This is a genomic window from Starkeya nomas, from assembly GCF_902703545.1.
Taxonomy (GTDB): Bacteria; Pseudomonadota; Alphaproteobacteria; order Rhizobiales; family Xanthobacteraceae; genus Ancylobacter; species Ancylobacter moscoviensis.
Genome location: NZ_CACSAS010000001.1, coordinates 2870394 through 2889655 on the forward strand (window position 1 = coordinate 2870394; position 19262 = coordinate 2889655).

20 protein-coding genes and 1 tRNA gene are annotated in these 19262 nt (G+C 68.5%); 8 read left to right on the forward strand and 13 right to left on the reverse strand.

Going from position 1 to position 19262, the window contains the following annotated elements:
* The 8 genes from STARVERO_RS13755 to STARVERO_RS13790 form a co-directional block, all read right to left on the reverse strand.
* Positions 1 to 1394, reverse strand: a 1394-nt coding sequence (locus STARVERO_RS13755; RefSeq protein ID WP_144344656.1) for an NAD(P)(+) transhydrogenase (Re/Si-specific) subunit beta, incomplete at its 3' end; no start/stop codon positions are given.
* A 10-nt stretch (positions 1395 to 1404) separates the two neighbouring features.
* Positions 1405 to 1872, reverse strand: coding sequence for an NAD(P) transhydrogenase subunit alpha part 2 (locus STARVERO_RS13760; protein WP_144344655.1), 468 nt, complete (start codon positions 1870 to 1872; stop codon positions 1405 to 1407).
* Positions 1873 to 2008: 136 nt separating this feature from the next.
* Positions 2009 to 3166, reverse strand: a complete 1158-nt coding sequence (locus STARVERO_RS13765; RefSeq protein ID WP_159599485.1) for a Re/Si-specific NAD(P)(+) transhydrogenase subunit alpha — start codon at positions 3164 to 3166, stop codon at positions 2009 to 2011.
* Between the two features lie 9 nt (positions 3167 to 3175).
* On the reverse strand, positions 3176 to 3469 hold the full coding sequence (locus tag STARVERO_RS13770) for an aa3-type cytochrome c oxidase subunit IV (RefSeq protein WP_144344397.1): 294 nt from the start codon (positions 3467 to 3469) through the stop codon (positions 3176 to 3178).
* An 86-nt stretch (positions 3470 to 3555) separates the two neighbouring features.
* The gene (locus STARVERO_RS13775) at positions 3556 to 4938 is read right to left on the reverse strand and encodes an ABC1 kinase family protein (RefSeq protein WP_159599487.1); all 1383 of its coding nucleotides are present in this window, start codon (positions 4936 to 4938) and stop codon (positions 3556 to 3558) included.
* A 62-nt stretch (positions 4939 to 5000) separates the two neighbouring features.
* Complete coding sequence (locus STARVERO_RS13780) at positions 5001 to 5498, reverse strand: DUF6790 family protein (RefSeq protein ID WP_144344395.1); 498 nt, start codon at positions 5496 to 5498, stop codon at positions 5001 to 5003.
* 30 nt (positions 5499 to 5528) lie between these two features.
* Positions 5529 to 6512: a heme-dependent oxidative N-demethylase family protein gene (locus STARVERO_RS13785; protein WP_244616765.1), complete on the reverse strand. Its 984-nt coding sequence runs from the start codon at positions 6510 to 6512 to the stop codon at positions 5529 to 5531.
* 247 nt (positions 6513 to 6759) lie between these two features.
* Entirely contained in the window at positions 6760 to 7776 is a 1017-nt protein-coding gene (locus tag STARVERO_RS13790) for an MBL fold metallo-hydrolase (protein WP_159599489.1), read from the reverse strand.
* A gap of 96 nt (positions 7777 to 7872) precedes the next feature.
* Between STARVERO_RS13790 and STARVERO_RS13795 the strand changes: the two genes are divergently transcribed.
* Entirely contained in the window at positions 7873 to 8712 is an 840-nt protein-coding gene (locus STARVERO_RS13795) for a helix-turn-helix domain-containing protein (RefSeq protein ID WP_159599491.1), read from the forward strand.
* A gap of 9 nt (positions 8713 to 8721) precedes the next feature.
* Here STARVERO_RS13795 and STARVERO_RS13800 read toward each other — a convergent pair whose 3' ends face one another.
* A complete protein-coding gene (locus tag STARVERO_RS13800) occupies positions 8722 to 10569 on the reverse strand; it encodes a M3 family oligoendopeptidase (protein WP_144344392.1) in 1848 nt (615 codons plus the stop codon).
* A gap of 176 nt (positions 10570 to 10745) precedes the next feature.
* Between STARVERO_RS13800 and STARVERO_RS13805 the strand changes: the two genes are divergently transcribed.
* Entirely contained in the window at positions 10746 to 11465 is a 720-nt protein-coding gene (locus STARVERO_RS13805; protein WP_159599493.1) for a histidine phosphatase family protein, read from the forward strand.
* A gap of 58 nt (positions 11466 to 11523) precedes the next feature.
* Here the strand turns inward: STARVERO_RS13805 and STARVERO_RS13810 are convergent, their stop codons facing one another.
* Positions 11524 to 11802: a hypothetical protein gene (locus tag STARVERO_RS13810; RefSeq protein WP_200837809.1), complete on the reverse strand. Its 279-nt coding sequence runs from the start codon at positions 11800 to 11802 to the stop codon at positions 11524 to 11526.
* A gap of 135 nt (positions 11803 to 11937) precedes the next feature.
* Between STARVERO_RS13810 and STARVERO_RS13815 the strand changes: the two genes are divergently transcribed.
* From STARVERO_RS13815 to STARVERO_RS13830, 4 genes are all read left to right on the forward strand, one after another.
* Positions 11938 to 12195: a hypothetical protein gene (locus STARVERO_RS13815; RefSeq protein ID WP_159599495.1), complete on the forward strand. Its 258-nt coding sequence runs from the start codon at positions 11938 to 11940 to the stop codon at positions 12193 to 12195.
* Positions 12196 to 12354: 159 nt separating this feature from the next.
* Complete coding sequence (locus STARVERO_RS13820; RefSeq protein WP_159599497.1) at positions 12355 to 14490, forward strand: FUSC family protein; 2136 nt, start codon at positions 12355 to 12357, stop codon at positions 14488 to 14490.
* Between the two features lie 2 nt (positions 14491 to 14492).
* Positions 14493 to 14723, forward strand: a complete 231-nt coding sequence (locus STARVERO_RS13825; protein ID WP_159599499.1) for a DUF1656 domain-containing protein — start codon at positions 14493 to 14495, stop codon at positions 14721 to 14723.
* Positions 14714 to 15604, forward strand: a complete 891-nt coding sequence (locus STARVERO_RS13830; RefSeq protein WP_159599501.1) for an efflux RND transporter periplasmic adaptor subunit — start codon at positions 14714 to 14716, stop codon at positions 15602 to 15604. Before STARVERO_RS13825 ends, STARVERO_RS13830 begins: the two co-directional genes overlap by 10 nt.
* Before the next feature lie 53 nt (positions 15605 to 15657).
* On the opposite strand, the gene STARVERO_RS13835 is transcribed toward STARVERO_RS13830, so the two are convergent.
* Complete coding sequence (locus STARVERO_RS13835) at positions 15658 to 16059, reverse strand: hypothetical protein (RefSeq protein WP_159599503.1); 402 nt, start codon at positions 16057 to 16059, stop codon at positions 15658 to 15660.
* Positions 16060 to 16258: 199 nt separating this feature from the next.
* Here STARVERO_RS13835 and STARVERO_RS13840 point away from each other — a divergent pair, with 199 nt between their 5' ends.
* Entirely contained in the window at positions 16259 to 16732 is a 474-nt protein-coding gene (locus STARVERO_RS13840) for a cupin domain-containing protein (protein ID WP_144344420.1), read from the forward strand.
* Between the two features lie 211 nt (positions 16733 to 16943).
* On the opposite strand, the gene STARVERO_RS13845 is transcribed toward STARVERO_RS13840, so the two are convergent.
* Positions 16944 to 17018, reverse strand: a tRNA-Val gene (locus STARVERO_RS13845).
* A 105-nt stretch (positions 17019 to 17123) separates the two neighbouring features.
* Positions 17124 to 17483 carry a cell cycle two-component system response regulator CpdR gene (gene cpdR, locus STARVERO_RS13850; protein ID WP_144344419.1) on the reverse strand — a complete coding sequence of 120 codons (360 nt, stop codon included), beginning with the start codon at positions 17481 to 17483 and terminating at the stop codon, positions 17124 to 17126.
* Positions 17484 to 17796: 313 nt separating this feature from the next.
* Between cpdR and STARVERO_RS13855 the strand changes: the two genes are divergently transcribed.
* Positions 17797 to 18675, forward strand: a complete 879-nt coding sequence (locus tag STARVERO_RS13855; RefSeq protein WP_418655068.1) for an N-formylglutamate amidohydrolase — start codon at positions 17797 to 17799, stop codon at positions 18673 to 18675.
* Positions 18676 to 19262: the final 587 nt, after the last annotated feature.

Below are 19262 nucleotides of genomic sequence, written 5' to 3' on the forward strand. Positions count from 1 at the left end.
AGATTCTTGACGATATCCTCGACCATTTTTTTGGCGTCGGCGAAGAGCATCATGGTGTTGTCGCGGAAGAAGAGCTCGTTCTCGACGCCGGCATAGCCGGCCGCCATGCCGCGCTTGATGAACAGCACGGTCTTGGCCTTTTCCACGTCGAGGATCGGCATGCCGAAGATCGGGCTCTGCGGGTCGGTCTTGGCCGCCGGGTTGGTCACGTCGTTGGCGCCGATGACGAAGGCCACGTCCGCCTGCGCGAACTCCGAGTTGATGTCCTCGAGCTCGAACACCTCGTCATAGGGCACGTTCGCTTCCGCCAGCAGCACGTTCATGTGCCCGGGCATGCGGCCGGCGACCGGATGGATGGCGTACTTCACCTCGACGCCCTCCTCCTTCAGCTTGTCGGCCATCTCGCGCAGCGCGTGCTGGGCCTGGGCGACCGCCATGCCATAGCCCGGCACGATAATCACCTTGGCCGCGTTCTTCATGATGAACGCCGCGTCCTCGGCCGAGCCCTGCTTCACCGGCCGCGTCTCCACCGCCCCGGCAGGACCCGAGGAGGTGTCGCCGCCGAAGCCGCCGAGGATCACCGAGATGAAGCTCCGGTTCATGCCCTTGCACATGATGTAGGACAGGATCGCGCCCGACGAGCCCACCAGCGCGCCGGTGATGATCAGCGCCGTGTTGCCCAGGGTGAAGCCGATCCCCGCCGCCGCCCAGCCCGAGTAGGAGTTCAGCATCGACACCACCACCGGCATGTCGGCGCCGCCGATCGGCACGATGATCAGCCCGCCCAGGACGAGCGACACCAGCACGATCAGCCAGAACACCGTGTGGCTCTCGGTGGCCACCAGCACGCCGATCAGCACGATCAGGAGCGCCGCCAGCGCGGCGTTGATGAGATGCCGGCCCGGCAGCAGGATCGGCTTCCCGCTCATATTGCCGTTCAGCTTGGCGAAGGCGATCACCGAGCCGGTGAAGGTGATGGCGCCGATGGCCACGCCCAGGCTCATCTCGATCAGCGCCTGCGCGTGGATCTCGCCCGGCGCGCCGATGCCGAAGGCTTCGGGCGCATAAAGCGCCGCCGCCGCCACCATCACCGCCGCCAGGCCCACCAGAGAGTGGAACGCCGCCACCAGCTGCGGCATCTGCGTCATCGCGATGCGCCGCGCGATCACCGCGCCCGCCCCGCCGCCGAGGGCAAGGCCCCCCAGCACCAGCGCCCAGCCGCCGATCCCCGCCGGCGGCGAGGACGCCAGCGTCGTGGCGATGGCGATTGCCATGCCCACCATGCCGAACAGATTGCCCTGGCGGCTCGTCACCGGGCTCGACAGCCCCCGCAGCGCCAGGATGAACAGAACCCCCGAGACGAGGTAGAGCAGCGCGACCAGATTGGCGTTCATCGCTCCGCCCTCACTTCTTCTTCGAGTACATGGCGAGCATCCGGCTGGTCACCAGGAACCCGCCGAAGATGTTCACCGCCGCCAGCACCAGGCCCACGAAGCCGAAGCCCCGCGCCCATTCCGTGCCCTCGGCCACCGTGTCCACGCCCACCGCCAGCAGCGCCCCCACCACGATCACCGAGGAGATCGCGTTGGTCACGCTCATCAAGGGCGTGTGCAGCGCCGGCGTCACCGACCACACCACGTAGTAGCCCACGAACACCGCCAGCACGAAGATGGCGAGCCGGAACACGAACGGGTCGATCGCCCCGCCCGACAGCGCGTGCGCCGCGCTCCCGGCGATATCCGCGTAGCTCTGCGCCGCCGCGTCCGCATAGGCCTGCGCCGCCTGTGCCGCCTGTCGCGCCACCTCGGCCGCCAGGCGCGCCCCTTCCGCCGCGTTCTGGGCGACCGCGTCGCCCGCTGCCGGATTGGCCATGTCCTTATCCCCTGAACTCTGTTCTCAAGGCCCCGGCCCGCCCTCCCCCGGCGCGCCAGGCCTCCTTCAACCGATCAATGCCGAGCGCTGGTCAAGGCCGGCTCCCGATCCCTGCGGAGCGGGGCCGCGCCCGCGCTCACGCGGCGCTGGCAGCGTCCCCTTGCGCCGTGAACCCCGGGTGCACCACCGCCCCGTCCTTCGTCAGCAGCGTCGCCTTCACCAGCTCGTCGTCCCACTTCACCGCCAGCGACTTCGTGCCCTTGTCCACCAGCGTCTCCACGAAGGCGTACAGGTTCTTCGCGTAGAGCTGCGACGCCGTCGCCGCCAGACGCCCCGGCACGTTCAGGTGCCCGACGATCTTCACCCCGTTGGCGGTGGTCACCACCTCGCCCGCAACCGCGCCCTCGACGTTGCCGCCGCGCTCGACCGCCAGGTCGATGAGCACCGAGCCCGGCTTCATCGACGCCACCATCTCCGCCGAGACCAGCTTCGGCGCCGGACGGCCGGGGATCAGCGCCGTGGTGATGACGATGTCCTGCTTGGCGATGTGCGAGGCCGTCAATGCCGCCTGCTTGGCCTGGTACTCCGCCGACATCTGCTTGGCGTAGCCGCCCGCCGTCTCCGCCTGCTTGAACTCCTCGTCCTCCACCGCGATGAACTTGGCCCCCAGGCTCTCCACCTGTTCCTTCGAGGCCGGGCGCACGTCGGTCGCCGACACCACCGCCCCGAGACGCCGGGCGGTGGCCACCGCCTGCAGCCCCGCCACGCCTGCGCCCATCACGAACACCCGCGCCGCCGGCACCGTGCCCGCCGCCGTCATCATCATCGGGAAGGCCCGCCCGAACTCGGCGGCCGCGTCCACCACCGCCCGGTAGCCCGCAAGGTTCGCCTGGGAGGACAGAACGTCCATCACCTGCGCCCTTGTGATCCGCGGCATCAGCTCCATCGCGAAGGACGACACCCCGGCCTTCGCCAGCGCCGCCAGCTCCTTCTCATGCCCGTGCGGGTCCATGATCGCGATCACCAGCGCGCCCGGCTTCGCCCCCTTCAGCGCCGCCGCCGAAGGCCGCCGCACCGCCAGCACCACGTCCGCGTCCTTCACCGCCGCCGCGCCGTCCCCGACAACGCTCGCCCCCGCCCCTTCATACTCCCCGTCGCCAATCCCGGACGCCAGGCCAGCCCCAGAAGCCACAACAACCTCAGCTCCAAGACCAATATAACGCCGTACCGTGTCGGCAGACGCGGCAACCCGTGGCTCCAAACCAGAGCTCTCTCTCAATACACAAATGCGCATGGCTGAATCTCAGGACGTCAGGATCATGGCGACGACGACGAGGCCGAGCAGCCCGAACAGCAGCTTGGGCTTGCCGTCCTTGGAAGCGAGGCCGACGGCCGTGACGGCGATCGAGGCCAGCGTGCCCAGGGTGAACAGGCCCCAGTGGCCGTTGACCGCGCCGACGGCGAGCGAGCCCATGAAGCAGACCAGGGCCACCGTGCCGACCAGCGTCAGTTTGACGAAGAACTCGTAGGTCCCCTCGTGCTCGGCGTAATCATTGCCCTCGGCCGTGGCGTATTCCGGCACTCCGTGGTCGGCCATCTGAGACCCCTCCAAAGGAATAATAAAAGCAAGCATCCGCTTTAGCGGAAGACGCCCGTCCGGGCAACGGCGCGCGCGGACGTCGCTTAGCCCAGTCCCGCCTCGCGCAGCGCGGCGCCTTGACGCGCCGCCACGCCCTCCACCGCGAAGTCGGCGATCGCCGCTTCGAACAGGGCGTGGAAGTTGAGCTCCGCCCGCAGATGCAGGAAAACACCGCCGAGGCCGATGGCGGCGCGGTCCATGAAGACGAATTCGCGGGGTACGCGCACCGGCCCCTTTTCCTTCAGCGCCCGGTGGACGGTGAACGCCTCGCGGCGCCCGTACTCACCCGGCGCCACGCCGTCGGCGATGCTGCGCACCCGGTCGTCGAGCAGCGGGCCGTAGATGAAGCCGGCCCAGATATTGAGCACGTCGATCAATTCGCGCGTCAGGCCACGGAAGCCCCAGGTCTCGTAGGCGTGGACGACGCGGACATCGTCGCCCTCCTGCAGGCCGCGGTAGAGATCGACCACGCCGCCGACGAAGCTGGGCGGGAAGATGCGGATGCAGCCATAATCGAGCAGGTTGATGCCGGCCGCCGCGCCGTCTTCCTCGAAGACCGTGTAGTTGCCCAGATGCGGGTCGCCATGGATGACGCCGAAGCGCGAGAAAGGCAGCCACCACGCCGCGAACATGGCGCGGGCGATGCGGTTGCGCACCTCCAGCGACTCGCCGACGAAATCGAGCAGGCGCCGCCCTTCCAGCCAGTCGAGGGTGAGCAGTCGCCCGGTCGACAGCTCCGGGCGCACGCGCGGCACAAGCACCGCCGGCTCGTCGGCCAGCATGAGGGCGTAGAGACCGGCATGGGCGGCCTCGCGGCGGTAATCGAGCTCCTCGCGCACCCGCGCGCCGATCTCCTCGGCGATCTCGGTGGTGTCGATCACCGGATCCATCCGCCGATGGATGGCAAGCAGCAGGTCGAGCTGCTGGAGGTCCGCCTCCACGGCGGACTGCATGTCGGGATATTGCAGCTTGCAGGCGAGCTCCGTGCCGTCGAGGGCACGGGCGCGGTGCACCTGGCCGAGCGAGGCGGCGGCTGCCGGCTCCTTGTCGAAGGAAAGGAACCGGCTCATCCAGTCCGGCCCGAGCTCGGCCATCATGCGGCGCTTGACGAAGGCCCAGCCCATGGGCGGCGCCTGGTTCTGCAGCGTCGCCAGCTCGGCGGCATATTCGGGCGGCAGCGCGTCGGGAATGGTCGCCATCAGCTGGGCGACCTTCATGATCGGTCCCTTGAGCCCGCCCAGCGCCGCGGCGAGCGCGGCCGCGTTGCCGCCGCGCTGGTTCTCCAGCCCGAACAGCCGCGCGCCGGCGATCCGCGCGGCGACGCCGCCAACCTTCGTGCCGACGCGCGCATAGCGCAGCGCGCGGGCGCTCAGGCGGTTGGCCTCGCGGTCACGGGAGCCGGGATCGGGCTTTTCAGGATCGGACAAGGCGGCCTCGACGGTTGGCCTCTAGGTGGGGCGCCCGGCGCCATGCGCAACCGGGCGATGCGTCATGCCGCAGGCGCGCGCCGCGTCAGGCGCTGGAGCAGCAGCAGGCCGAGCACCGCGAGCGGGTTGATGAAATCCGTGTAGAGGATCGGCCCGGCATTGCCCGCCGCCATGTTGCCGGTCTCGGCGATCTGCACGAGGTGCCCGACACCCGCCCCGCCGAGGAAGCCGAAGGCCACCACGCCCACCGCCGCCCGGAAGCCCGGCGAGCGCAGGAAGGCGCCGATCACCCCGGCGAGGCCGATGCCGAGATTGGCCATGCCGACCTCGAACTGGAACGGGCTCGGCGCCCAGCCGATGGAGGCGGCCGCCTGCTCGGCGAAGAAGACGTGCCCGAGAAAGGCCCACAGCCCCATCACGCCGACGGGGAAGAGCAGGATGTAGCGCAGCAACTGGTCGACGACCGCGCCGAAGGTGATCGGGCGCGGACCGCGCAGCAGCACGAGGACGGCGGCGACGATGGCGGCGAGCCACGACAGCAGCGGGAACCAGAAGACCACGGCAACCTCCCCTTCGAGTCGGGGAAAAGCTTAGTCGCCGCCGGCAATGCGCTCCAGCGCGCCCGCCACCGCGTCGCGGTGCTCGGTGAGCGCCTTGTAGGCGAGCTGTTCCGCGTCGAGGCCGAGGATCTGCTCGCGCAGCGAGGCGGCGAGCGCCCGGCCCTCGGGGTGGCGGCGGAAGGCGGTGAACGGGTCGACATGGATGCGCACGGTGAACAGCATGTCGCCGCTTTCCGGCATGCGCCGCAGCGTCTGCCGCTCGACCCGCACGAAGGCCTCGGGCGCGAGGTTGGCGGGGTCCTCGAACCAGTCGCGCGGGCGCTCCTTGGATTCGGGATGGTGCAGCTCGTCGTCGGGATAGATCGACCAGTTCACCCGCCAGACCGGCTGGTCGACCTTCAGGTTCTCGAAGATGCGGTTCATCACCTTGGCGAGCTTGGACTGATAGCCGGGCACCGCCTCATGCAGCCCGTCCAGCGACTGGCCGAAGCGGTCGGCCAGCGACCAGGCGGAGGGAAAGCACAGCACGGCGGCGACGAGGCGATAGCCCTCTTCGCTCTTCGTCAGGATCAGCAGGTCGTCGGAGACGAGGTGCCCGGCGATGGCGAGCGGCGGCTCGCTCTCGTCGTCGAGGTCGAAGCTGCGCCCCGTCGGCAGCACGGTGATGCGGCGCCCTTCCAGCCGGTAGAGATCGGGATAGCGCTCCGTGATGTGCGCGACGACCAGCTCCAGCGCCTCGCGCTGGGAGGCGCGCGTGCCCGGCTCCTCGCGCAGCACCACGCCGCGCTTGTCGCGGATCAGCACCTCCCGCTCGGCCAGCCGCGCCGCGAGCTTCGGGTCCGGCTCGATCCACTCGGCAAGGTCGAGCGGCGCGAGACCGATGGAGAAGGCCTTGCGCGAGCCGTCAAAAGGCGTGTGCGCGAACGGCGCCGCCTCGGCATCGGCGGCGGACGGAAAGGCGGGCGTGGGGGTGGCGAGGTTCATCGGCTTCGTGCGGCTCGAGGGTCCGGGCATTCGCCCGCTCAGGCCACCAGCTTAGAACGTGTGCAGCCTTTCCGTCAGCCCAATTTTTCGCCAGTCGCATTGTAGCGGCGCGCCATGGCTGCGTACCCATCCACCGTTCCGCCATCCGGCCGCAGGCGAAACCAGGCCCGCCCCGGGATCCGCGACGTCTTCAACTGCCCAAGACGTGGATGGCCGGGACAAGCCCGGCCATGACGGCTGCATTTTCATTCAGGTGCCCGGCGGGCATGGATCGGACCTAGAAATCCAGCTGGTACGTCACCGGAATCCAGCGATAGGCATCGCCGCGCCGCTCGACATAGCCGATGGACGGGAAGGAGGAATGATAGGCCGCGACCGCCAGCCGGTCCGTCGCGACCATGTCGTAGATCCTGCGCCGCGTGGCGACGCCGGCCTCCTTGTCCTGGTCGAACAGGGCATGCCATTCGGGATGGGCCAGCGAGGCCACCTCGTGATGCGCGCAATCGCCCCAGGCGAGCAGGCGCTGGCCGTCGCTCTCGATATGGAAGGCGAGATGGCCGGGCGTGTGGCCATGAGCCTTCACCGCGCGGATGCCGGACACCACCTCCCCCTCCGGGTCGACGAAGCTCGTCCGGTCGGCGAGCGGCAGGAGGTGCGAGCGGAACATCACGGCGGAGCGGTATTCATTGCTCTCCTTCGGCATGGCCAGCGCCGTGTCGCCCTTCCAGAAGTCGAACTCGGTCGCCCCAACCACATAGCGGGCCTTGGGAAAGGTCGGCTTGCCATCGGTCAACAGCCCCCCGATGTGGTCGGGATGGGCATGGGTGAGAACGACGACGTCCACCTGCTCGGGCGTATAGCCGGCGGTGGCGAGCGACTTGACCAGCCAGCCGCCGGCGGGAGGCGGCACGAAGCCCTCCGTGCCGTTGCCCGCGTCGAACAGGATCAGTTCCCGGCCGGTATTGACGAGCAGTGGCGAGAAGCCGGGGCGGAAGCGCTTCTCCGGCAGGAGATTGGCGCGCATCAGCTGCTCCACCTCCGTCGGCGGGCGGTCCTGCCCGACAATGGGCCACGGCCCGTCGATCATCGCGCTGGCGTCGAGCAGGCTGGTAACCTCGAAGGAGCCGAGCCGGAAGCGCTGGAAAACCTGGGGAGCAGCGCCGAGGGCGGGCGCCTCGGCCATCGCCGGCGCGGCACGCAGCACGGCGGGGGCGGCCAGCATCGCCGCGGCGGATGCGAGCGCCTGACGACGGCTCAGCAGTCCGCCCTGGAGCGGACGAGGGGTTCGGGACATGGCGTCTTCCTCCGGCGGCCCGCTTCGCGGCGGGCGTCTTTCATGGTTCACTGGCGTCGCCCGCCAGCCGCGAGCGCACCTGTGAGGAGGCTAGCCATGGCCCCGCCGGGCCGCTTGTACGAACGTGCGGATACCGTGCCCGCCGCCGCGCCGCCGGGGCCGCTCTGGCACCTCGATGCCCGGCGGACCTGCTTCATCGGACCGCTCACCTACAATGCGCCGCACCAGCATGGCGCCCCGGTCTTCCTGAGCGGCCTCTACGAACCGTTCGGCCTGAGGATCGGCAACGGCCCGTGGCGCCCCGCCCGCACGGCGATGATCCCGGCCGGCGTGGTGCACGAGCTCGATATCGGCGGAAACCCGATCGGCGTGCTCTATATCGAGCCGACGCTGGAGGGCGCCCACACGCTGGCCGCCCTCACCGCCTCCGCCGAGGAGGCCGACGGCGCGCTGGTCGGCCGGGGCGGCGAGATTTCGGTGATGCGTGAGCTGTGGGAGGACGCGGCCAGCATCGACTGGGCCGGCGCGGCGCTCGACGATCTGCTGGGCTTCGGCACGCGCAGGGCCCGCCGCGCGATGGACCCGCGGGTGGCGCGGGCCTTGGCCCTGCTGGAATCGGGCACGGAAGGCGCCCCCGGGGTCGCCGCCGCCTGCGCGCAGGTCGGGCTGTCGCCCCACCATTTCCAGCACCTGTTCACGCGCGAGGTCGGCGTGCCCTATCGCCGCTACCGCGCCTGGACGCGCATGCGCGCGGCCATCGCCGCCGTGGCGGCGGGGAGCAACTTCACCCACGCCGCGCACGCCGCCGGCTTCTGCGACCAGGCGCATTTCACGCACGACTTCCGCCGCACCTTCGGCGCCCCGCCCTCCTGGAGCCTTCAGGGCGTCAGGCTCTCGGGAGACGCGGCGCGCCGCAAGGCCGCCGCGCATCCGTAAGGCGAAGGCTCACGCCTCCTCCTCCATCGCCTCCAGCTCGGCGATCATGCGCTCGATGAGGTTGAGGCCGGTCTGCCAGAAGGCCGGGTCGCGCGCATCGAGGCCGAACGGCTTGAGCAGCTCCGAATGATGCCTGGTGCCGCCCGCCGCCAGCATGCCGAGATAGCGCTCGGCGAAGCCTTCCGAGGCGTTCTCGTAGACCGCGTAGAGCGAGTTCACCAGGCAGTCGCCGAAGGCGTAGGCGTAGACGTAGAACGGCGAATGGATGAAGTGGCCGATATAGACCCAGTAGTTCTCGTAGCCGGGGCCGAGATGGATGCCCTCGCCGAGGCTCTCGGCCTGCACCTCCATCCAGATCTGGCAGATGCGCTCGGCGGTCAGCTCGCCGTTCTTGCGCTCGGTGTGGATGCGCCGCTCGAAGGTGTAGAAGGCGATCTGGCGCACCACCGTGTTGATCATGTCCTCGACCTTCGAGGCCAGCATTGCCTTGCGGGCGCGGGCATCCGGCGCCGCCGCCAGCAGCCGGCGGAAGGTCAGCATCTCGCCGAACACGGAGGCCGTCTCGGCGAGCGTCAGCGGCGTCGGGGCCATCAGCGCGCCGTTGGGCGCGGCGAGCACCTGATGCACGCCATGGCCGAGCTCGTGGGCGAGCGTCATCACGTCGCGCGGCTTGCCGAGATAGTTCAGCAGCACATAGGGGTGCGCGGAGGGCACGGTCGGATGGGCGAAGGCGCCCGTCGCCTTGCCCGGCCGCACGCCGGCATCGATCCAGCTCTTGTCGAAGAAATCGCGGGCGATGTCGGCCATGCGCGGGGAGAAGGTGGAATAGGCGCCGAGCACGGTGTCGCGGGCCTCCTCCCAGCCGATGGTGCGGGTCTCGACCTTCGGCAGCGGCGCGTTGCGGTCCCAGTACTCCAGCTTCTCCTTGCCGAACCACCTGGCCTTCAGCTTGTAGTAGCGGTGCGCGAGGCGCGGATAGGCGGCGTGCACGGCGGAAACCAGCGCGTCCACCACCTCGCGCTCGACCCGGTTGGCGAGGTGGCGCGAATCCGCGATGTCCTCGAAGCCACGCCAGCGGTCGGAGATGTCCTTGTCCTTCGCCAGCGTGTTGGTGATGAGGGTGAACAGGCGCAGATTCTCGCCGAACACCTTGGCCAGCGCCTCGGCGCCGACGCGACGCTTGTCCTCGTCCGGCTCGGCGAGAAAGTTCAGCGCCTGCTCCAGCGGCAGGATCTCGCCCGCCACATCGAAGCGCAGGCCGGCGATGGTCTCGTCGAACAGCCGGTTCCACGCCCCGCGCCCGGTGACGCCCTTCTCGTGGAAGAGCTGCTCGATGCGGTCTTCGAGCTGGTAGGGCTTCTCGGCGCGGACGTCCTCGATCCACGGCCGGTACTTGCCGAATTCCGGGGCGGCGAGAGCCGCTTCCATCTTCGCGTCATCGAGCCGGTTCAGCTCCAGCGTGAAGAACAGGAGATGCGTCGAGGCCTCGGTGAGCTTCTCCTGCACGTCGCCATAGAACTTGGCGCGCACGGGATCGGTGGTGTCGCCGGAATAGACGAGACCGGCATAGGAGTAGAGCCGGCCGAGCAGGTCCTCGATCTTCTCGTAGCGGGACACGATGGTCGCCATCTGCCCGCCGGCATCGGCGCCGTCGAGAATGCCCGCCAGCTTGCCCTTGTAGGCTTCCTCGAAATTCGCGCACTCGGCGGCGATGGCCGCGAGGTCCGACTGAAGCTCGGGGGAGTCGAGGCCGGGATAGAGATCCGACAGGTCCCATTGCGGCAGGTTGTCGAGAGCGGCGCCGGAGGCGTCGGGCGAACGGGGCACGAAGGCGAGGCGATCGAGACGGCGCAGCATGGTCACTCCGACGGTAAGGTGTCGTCCAGTGATATCGTGCCGCCCCGCGCGCTATCAATCCGCCAGATCATCAAACTCGTCCGCGGCCGTGCTTTTTGCCGGATGCCGCCGGACCGCTTGCGGCGGCCCCGCAACCCGAGCATGGTACCGCCCCACTGTTTCCCGGAGCCCCCTCAATGGTGCCGACCCGCCTGCTGGCAGTCCTCCTCGCAATGTCCCTGCTGGTGCCGGCGACGCTTGCCCATGCCGCGCCGAAGCGCATCATCATCGCCCGCCACGGCGAGAAGCACACGCCGCTCAGCCTGTGCAGCATCGGCAAGGAGCGGGCGCAGGCGCTGGCGGCGCAGTATCTCAGCCCCGCGAGCCCGATGAGCCTGCTGAAGGGAGAGAAACCCGCCGCCGTCCTCGCCGTCACCCTGCATACGCTGGAGACGGCCCGGCCGACCGCGAAGGCGTGGGGCCTGCGGATCGCCACCGATCCGCTGATGCTGACGCCGATCCGCAACAACCGCTATTTCAACAGCCTGATCAACGCGCAGAACCGTCGCGTGGTGCGCGACCTGCTGGAGAACCCGCGCTGGCACGGCCAGACGGTGGTGATGGTGTGGGAGCATTTCCACATTGCCAGCGAAGCGCTGGAGAAGGAATTCGCCGGCGAGCAGGTGACGCTGCGCCAGTTGCTCCACCTCGACCGCATCCCGAAGGCGCGGGTGCCGAAGACCTGGCCGGACTCGAATTACAATTTCTTCTGGATCCTCACCTATGACCGGCCGCAGGACACAGTGCCGAGCCGGTTCCGGGTGGTCCGCCAGTATTTCGCCGAGCCCTACGCCAATCTCCCGTCCAACGACTGGGGCGCTCCCGAGCCCCTGCCGCCCGGCAGCGGCTGCTCCTGAAGCAAAAAGGGCGCCCCACAGGGCGCCCCAGTACATTCGCCAGGGAAGGAAAACAGCCTCAGTTGAAGCTGCGCTTCACCCGCTGCACCGGCGAGTCTCGTCCCTGATAGAGCGGCCCGAAGAACGGCTGATAGAGCGGTGTGCCCTTGTTCTGGCGGACCTGCTGCTTGCGCACGCGCTCATGCTCGCGCAGTTGCACGCGGTCGGAATTGTCGCCGGCCCGCGCCTCGTTGCGGGGCCCGGCCGAGGTGGCGGACGCCGGGACCGCAGCCACCAGAAAAGCGGCCGCAGCAAGAGCCATAACGCTGGTCGTCACACCTGTCTTCGCGAGGTTCATATCTGCCTCCTATGTCGGTCGATCGGGACGACAACGATGCAGGCCGCGATTGGTTTCCTGAACGTCATCATGGCCGGAACGAAAGAAACCTCGACGCCGGCCGGAACCCGGCATCGGCTGAGCCGTTAGGCCGGCATGGATCCGAGCGCCATTCCTCCCGCCCTCATCCCGCCGCTGCGCCTGCGTGCCGGCCGGGAACTCGTCGACATCGCCACGCTGGACGAGGCTCTCGCCTTTGCCGAGCGCAATCCCCAGCCGCATGGCGACTATGAGGGGATGATCCGCCGTCTTCAGGCGGCGAGCAGCACCGAGGACATCATAGAGGCGGGCAACGCCTTTCGCTGGTGGGCGGAATCCAACGCGCTGATCGTCGAGCCCGGCCTGCCGGAATAGGCGCACCTCCGCCCCTCCCGTCGCCCACACCCCAGACAGCCGCCGCGAGGGCGCGGCGATCTGTGCACGACCGGCACCACATGCCCGGCAGGCTATGCCGGCCCGTCGCCGGCCGTGTAGGATGCGCGATCAGCAAGGCAGCAGGGCAAGTGGGGCAGGATGAGCGTCGCTGAGGTGGCCGGTGAGGCGCGACGTCTTGCGTTCCCCGTCGATCTCGGCTGGCGCAATGTCGTGTTCTCCGTGCGCACGGCGCTTGCGGCGATCGTCGCCCTCGCGATCGCCTTCTGGTTCGAGCTCAGCGACCCGCAATGGGCGACCCTCACCGTCTATCTGCTGGCCCAGCCGACCGTCGGCGCCGCCGTCGCCAAGGGCGCGTGGCGCACGGTGGGGACCGTTTTCGGCGGGCTCACGGGCCTCGTGCTGGTGGCCTGGTTCTCGCAGGCGGCGGAACTGCTCGTGGCCGCCACGGTGCTGGTGGTCGGGGCGAGCTTCTATGCCGGCGCCCGCCTGCGCAACTACGCTTCCTACGGCACGCTGCTGGCGGGCTATACGGCGCTGCTCGTTTCCTATGAGGGATCCAGCGACCCGCTCAACGCATGGTCGATCGCCGCCGACCGGGTGCTGGAGATCCTCATCGGCATCGCCTGCGTGACGGCCGCGAGCACCATCGTCATGCCGCGCTATGCCGGCGACGCGCTTCGCGCCGCACTGTCCCGCACCTTCACCAGCCTTGCGACCTACGCGGCCACCGCCTTCCGCCTGGCCACGCCCCCGGCCGCCTTCGCCGCCATGCGCCGGCGGATGATCGCCGAGGTGGTGTCCTTCGATGCGCTCCGTTCCTACGCCGTCTTCGAGGCTCCCGAAATGCGGGTCGACGCGTGGGCGCTGCGGCGGACGGTGCGGGAATTCCTCGTCGTGCTTTCCGTGGCGCGCGGCCTTTACGTCCGGCTCGACGACTTCCGCGAAGCCGGCTCGCAGATGGTGCTCGAGCGGATACGCCCGACGCTCGACGCGGCCGCCGGCCGGCTCGAACGGATCGCCGCCGACCCGTCGTCCTGGAGCGACCGGCGGCGCCTGCGCCGCCACCTGCTGGACCAGCGGCTGGCGCTGCGCGACGCCGAGCGGAAGATCGAGGACATGGCCGGCAGCGTCCCGGTCAATGCGCTGGCCAACGGCCTGTTGATCCTGCGGCGCTCGGGCGACGTGCTGCACGAACTTTCCATGGTGGTTGTCGCCGAATCCGCGAGCCTGCGGCGCGCGCCCTCCGCGCCGACCGGTCAGCCGGTCCGACCGCGTCCTGACCCCGGCGACCGGAAGGAAGCGCTGCTGATCGCATTGCGCGCCATGACCGCTCTGTCGCTGCTGAGCGCATTCTGGCTGGCGACCGCCTGGAACATGGGGTTCACCGCTGTTTCCGGCGGCTCCATCATGCTCTTCTTCGCGGTCAACCAGGACAATCCGCAGGCCGGCGCACGTGCTTTCCTGATCTGGAGCGCCGTCGGCATTCTGGTCGCCTACGCGGTGATGATCTTCGTGTTTCCCTACCTCGAAGGATATGGAAGCCTCGCCCTGGTGCTGATGCTGGTGCTCATCCCCGCCGGCCTGATGGCCGGAACGCCCAGCCGCGCCTGGGCGGGGATCGCGCTCGGCGGCTTCACCATATCCCAGATCGGCACCGCCAATGTGTTCGTCCCGAACGAGCTTGCCTTGGTCAATTCGGCGGCCGCGCTGCTGCTGGGCATGGTCGGTTGCCTCGCCGTCCTCACCGTCTTTCCGGTGACGTCGCGGGTCCGGCGGGGCCAGAGCTGGGCACGCACCATCGGCGTCCACCTGCCGACGGTGGCACGCGGCCATGCGATGCCCCGGCAGGCCGCCGACCGCATCGTCTCCATGCTGGCGTCGCTGCTGCCGCGCCTCGCGCTCGACCGCCAGAGCGACGACGACTTCCTGACCGGCACGCTCGGAGCCGCCTCCGCGGCGCTCGAACTCGGCCGGCTGCGCGACGCCGCGGCGGACCCGGCGATGCCGATGGAGGCCGCCCGCACCCTCGAGCGGTTTCTGGACCGATTCGCCGGATCGCTCGAGCGCCTCGCGCTGGGGCGCGACCGGCAAAGCGCCATCGCCGAGGCCGAGGCCATCGTGGCCGACGCCCGCGCGGCTTTCGCCGGCCTGACGCTGGCGCCCGGCACACCGGCGACCCGGGCCGTGCTGCGCGCCGCCGCCTCGCTCCGCTTCATCGCCGACCGCTTCATCCGCGACCGGGCCTATCTCGAACGCAGCTTCGCGGGGAACTGAGCATGCCGGTGCCGAACCTCACCTTGTTCCATCCGCTGGAATTCGTCGGCTTCTACGTATCGCCGCTGGTTCTGTGGGCCGCCGTGGCGATCATTCCCTACGCGCTGGCCCATCTTCTGCTGAGCCGTTTCAATCTCTATCGTTTCGTCTGGCATCGCTCACTGTTCAACCTCGGCCTCTACGTGCTGATGGTCGGCGCCCTCCTCGCTTTCGGAACAGGCATATGGCTGTAGTCGCATCGGCGATGCGCGTTCTCGTCACCCTTCTCGTCGTGGCTGCCGCCGGCGTGGTCGGCTGGTGGCTGTGGGATTTCTACATGCGCGCGCCCTGGACGCGGGACGCGCGAGTGCTCGCCAATGTGGTGGAGGTCGCCCCGGACGTCTCCGGGCTCGTCGACCAGATCAACGTCGTCGACAACCAGTCCGTCTCGAAGGGAGACGTGCTGTTCGTGATCGACCGGCAGCGCTTCACCCTCGCGCTCCAGCAGGCGCAGGCGAGCGTGGCGCAGGTCCAGCAGGCGCTGAAGCTGGCGCAGGACAACGCCGACCGCGACGAGCGGCTGATGACCACCGATCCCAGCGCCATCTCGGCCGTGAGCGCCGAGACCTCCCGCACCCAGGCGTCCGAGCGGCAGGCAGCTCTGGAACTGGCCCAGGCGCAGCTGCGCACCGCCGAGCTCAACCTCGAACGCAGCACCGTCCGGGCGCCGGTGAACGGGTTCGTCACCAACCTGACGGCCACGGTCGGCGACTATGCGACGACCGGCGACGGCGTCCTCGCCGTCGTCGACCGCGATTCCTTCTACGTCTACGCCTACTTCATGGAGACCAAGCTTCCGGCAATTGCTGTCGGCGACACTGCCGAAGTCCGGCTGATGGCCGGCGGAACGATCCTGCGCGGCACGGTCCAGGGGGTCAGCCGGGCCATTGCCAACCCGACGGTGACGAAGGGCGGTCTGCTGCCGGCGGTCGATCCCAATTTCGAGTGGATCCAGCTGGCCCAGCGCATTCCGGTGCGCATCGCCATCGACAGCGTGCCGCCCGGCGTCGTGCTGTCGGCCGGCATGTCCGCGACCGTGGTGGTCCGTTCCGCCTCGTCCGCAACGCCGCGCTGAGCGCAGGTGAGCGCAGGAAGGTCACCGGGCGGGCCAGGGATGGCGTGGACAGGCTATTGTCCGCGCGACGCGAGGCAGGGATCCAGCACCACATGGTGCGCATCCAGCCGGCCATACCCGCCGCCAAACACCACCTCGTCGCCACGCGCGAGGCCGTTGGCGTTGTAGGTGACGCACATCACCTGCACCTCGGAAGGCTCGCACATCAGCAGATAGGCCATCACGCCGTCGGCATGCACGCCGGTGAGCCGTCCCTTGATGCCGAGCGTGATGCGCTTGTCCGTCGCCGGCGCCCGGTCCGCCCAGTGCCGTATCGTCTCGCAGCTGGCGAGCGTTTCCGGATAGGCCTCGCCGGGCCGGAACGGGCTCTCGGGATCGCAGCAGGCGCTTTCCGCGAATGAGGGCGGCGCCGACAGGACCAGCGCCATGGAAAGCAGAATGCGGCGAGCCTTCATCGGGACGCTCCATCATGAATCCCCACGTATGATGACGAACGGTGTGGCGGCACACCGGCGAAACTGCGACCTTCCCCCTCGCTCCTGCGCAGGCGCGTCAATGCGCGCGGCAAGCTGCTGGTGTCGTCTTCGCGCGACGCGCTATCGTCTCCCCCTGCGGGAGCACAAGGGGGGCCAAGGGGAGGCCAAAGGGGGAGCAATGCCGTTCCGGTTTCATCGTTCGTCGGGTGACGAAGCGCCGATCCTCATCCCCGCCATCGGCCTCACGCTCCGCGTCGCCCTGCCACCGTCCCTGAGCGACGGCGAGATGACGGCCATCGAGACCGTCAACATGCCCGGCTTCGGTCCGCCGCTGCACCGGCACGCCGAGACGGAAGTGTTCCGCGTCATCGAGGGGCGCTACCTCTACCAGTGCGACGGGGAACGCTTCGAGGCCGGCGCCGGCGACGTCGTTACCATTCCCGGCGGATCCGCCCATGCCTTCGTCAACATCAGCGACAAGCCGGCGCGCCAGTTTGTCCTGATCCTGCCGGGGCTCGATGCCGAGGCGTTCTTCACCCAGCTTGGCGCCGTCATGCGGGACGGCGTACCCGACGCCGCCGCGCTGAACGCGTTCGGCAAGGCGTGGGGCGTGGAGTTCCTGGGGCCTCCCCTCAGGGCGACGGTGGGGTGAACCGCCACGGTCGAGGCGCCGTCCCGTCTGCACAAGCGATTCGAGAGCGAAAGCGGGAGGGCGCTGATCCGGGTTCAGCCTTTCACCGTTCGTCGACGTCAGCGGGGCGATTCCGGACGTCATCAAGCGGCAGCAGGTTCAGCGACACCCGAGCCCGCCACGTTCTGGCGGGCCTGCGTGGCGCGAGGCCGTTGATTTTGAAGGCTTGGAATGGTGGGCGCGACAGGGATTGAACCTGTGACCCCTACGATGTCAACGTAGTGCTCTCCCGCTGAGCTACGCGCCCATTCCGATGCTCTTGTCGAGCGGGGCTCCCCTATATCGGGAAGCCCGCCGCCGCGCAAGCCGGGGATTCTGGCTGTGGACGGCGGCAGGGGAAAACAGCCGCGGCTCAGGCCGCGAGCATCTTGCCGACCTCGTTGACGAGATCGCGCAAGTGGAACGGCTTCGACAGCACCTTGGCGTCCTTGGGCGCCTGGTTGTCGGCGTTCAGCGCCACGGCCGCGAAGCCGGTGATGAACATCACCTTGATGTCCGGATCGAGCTCGGTGGCGCGGCGGGCGAGTTCGATGCCGTCCATCTCCGGCATGACGATATCGGTCAGCAGCAGTTCGAACGGCTCCTCGCGCAGCCGGTCATAGGCCGAACGGCCATTGTCGAAGGCCACGACCTCGTAGCCTGCATTCTCAAGCGCCTTGACCAGAAAACGACGCATGTCGTGGTCGTCTTCGGCGAGCAGGATCTTCAGCATCCCGGACATCCCGATTCTCCAGCGCGGCCGCACCGCCGGTCCACCGGACCGGCACAGGCATCGACCGTCGCATGCACGTCCCCCTTGGGTACCTCGCCGCCTCTTAGCACATCGTGAACGCCGGCCGCTCCATCCCCGGCCGGCGGCGCTTTTCCTCTCGCTTACGTGTTCGCAGATTCCCACGCCGAGGCGGGCCGCCCGCATTCCGCACCGGGAACGCGCATGCTAGACAGGTCAAAAGGCGCGGGAGGCGCCGCGCCCTGTCCGGTGCGGGCTGCGGCGCAAGGAAGCGCGATCAGGTTCGGACAGAATGATGGCCGTCATAGCCGACACAATCGATCCGGTCTTCGAGATCGTGCAGCCGGCCCTGCCCATCGCGCCTTTCCTGTTCAACTCCCCGCACAGCGGCGTCGTCTATCCGCGCGCCTTCGTCGAGCAGTCGCGGCTCGAGCTGCCGACGCTGCGCCGTTCCGAGGACACGCTGGTCGATGCCCTCTTCCGCGATGTGACGCGGCTGGGCATGGGATTCATGCGGGCGCATTTCCCGCGCTGCTATCTCGACGTGAACCGCGAGCCCTATGAGCTCGACCCGCGCATGTTCGAGGGGCGGCTGCCGGCCTATGCGAACACCCGCTCGATGCGGGTTTCCGGCGGGCTCGGCACCATCGCCCGCATCGTCGGCGAGGCGCAGGAGATCTACGCCCGACGCATTCCGGTCGACGAGGCCATCACCCGCATCGACGCGCTCTACAAGCCCTATCACCGCGCCCTGCGGCAGCTCATGGTGCAGATGCAGCGCAGCTTCGGCGTGGCGGTGCTGGTGGACTGCCACTCCATGCCGTCCGGCTGCCAGCGGGATTCGCGCGTGGATATCGTCATCGGTGATCGCTACGGCACCAGCTGCGCCGCCGCCATTCCCGACATCATGGAAGCCGAGCTGCGGCGCCGGGGCTATTCGGTGGTGCGCAACAAGCCCTATGCCGGCGGCTTCATCACCGAGCACTACGGCAATCCGGCCTCGGGCATGCACGCGGTCCAGATCGAGATCAACCGCGCGCTTTATATGCACGAGGCCACTTATCAGCCCTCCGAACGCTTCGAAATTGTGCGCAGCGACCTGCTCGATGTCGCTCTCGCGCTGTCACGAATTACTCATATTGAGCTGGCGCCGCTTCGAACCGCCGCCGAATAATTCTTGTTTTTCAGAGAGTTAATGGGCTACCCGCAAAAAATTGATCGTGTGATGCAAAAGGCCGCATAAGAGCCTTGCATTTTGCACATGAGACCTATACGAATTCTGCACGCTCGGTTCCGGGCCGATTGTTCCCTACCGCTTGTTCGGGTTTGGCCGCGAATGGCGCGGAGGGAACCGGTCGGCCTTCGAGATCGAGCTGCCCTTTCTTGGGTACGCGGGCCTGCAACGAAGACGACCACGCAAGACGGCAAAAGCCGCGGCGGGCGCATCTTCGGTCCGGTACAAAAGAAAGAGGCCGCTTACGCAGCGCGCAAGCGGCCCAAGTCTAGGGAGGAAACGCCCAAGGAGGGCTGTACGGAGCGACGCCAATCGCTGCGTACGAGACTGAAGATGTAGGTGCATTGCGGAATAATCAAGGCAGGCACTGGGATTTTCTGGCATACCAGATACATATCGAGACCAGCGTGGCATTAATGCCGCACTCGACGGTGGCCTGACACCTCAAATAATGATTTTCGCCTTGCGGGCGCTGGTGGATTGGGTCGGGGGGCACGACCTGCCGGCGCCCGTTTCCATTTGCCCGC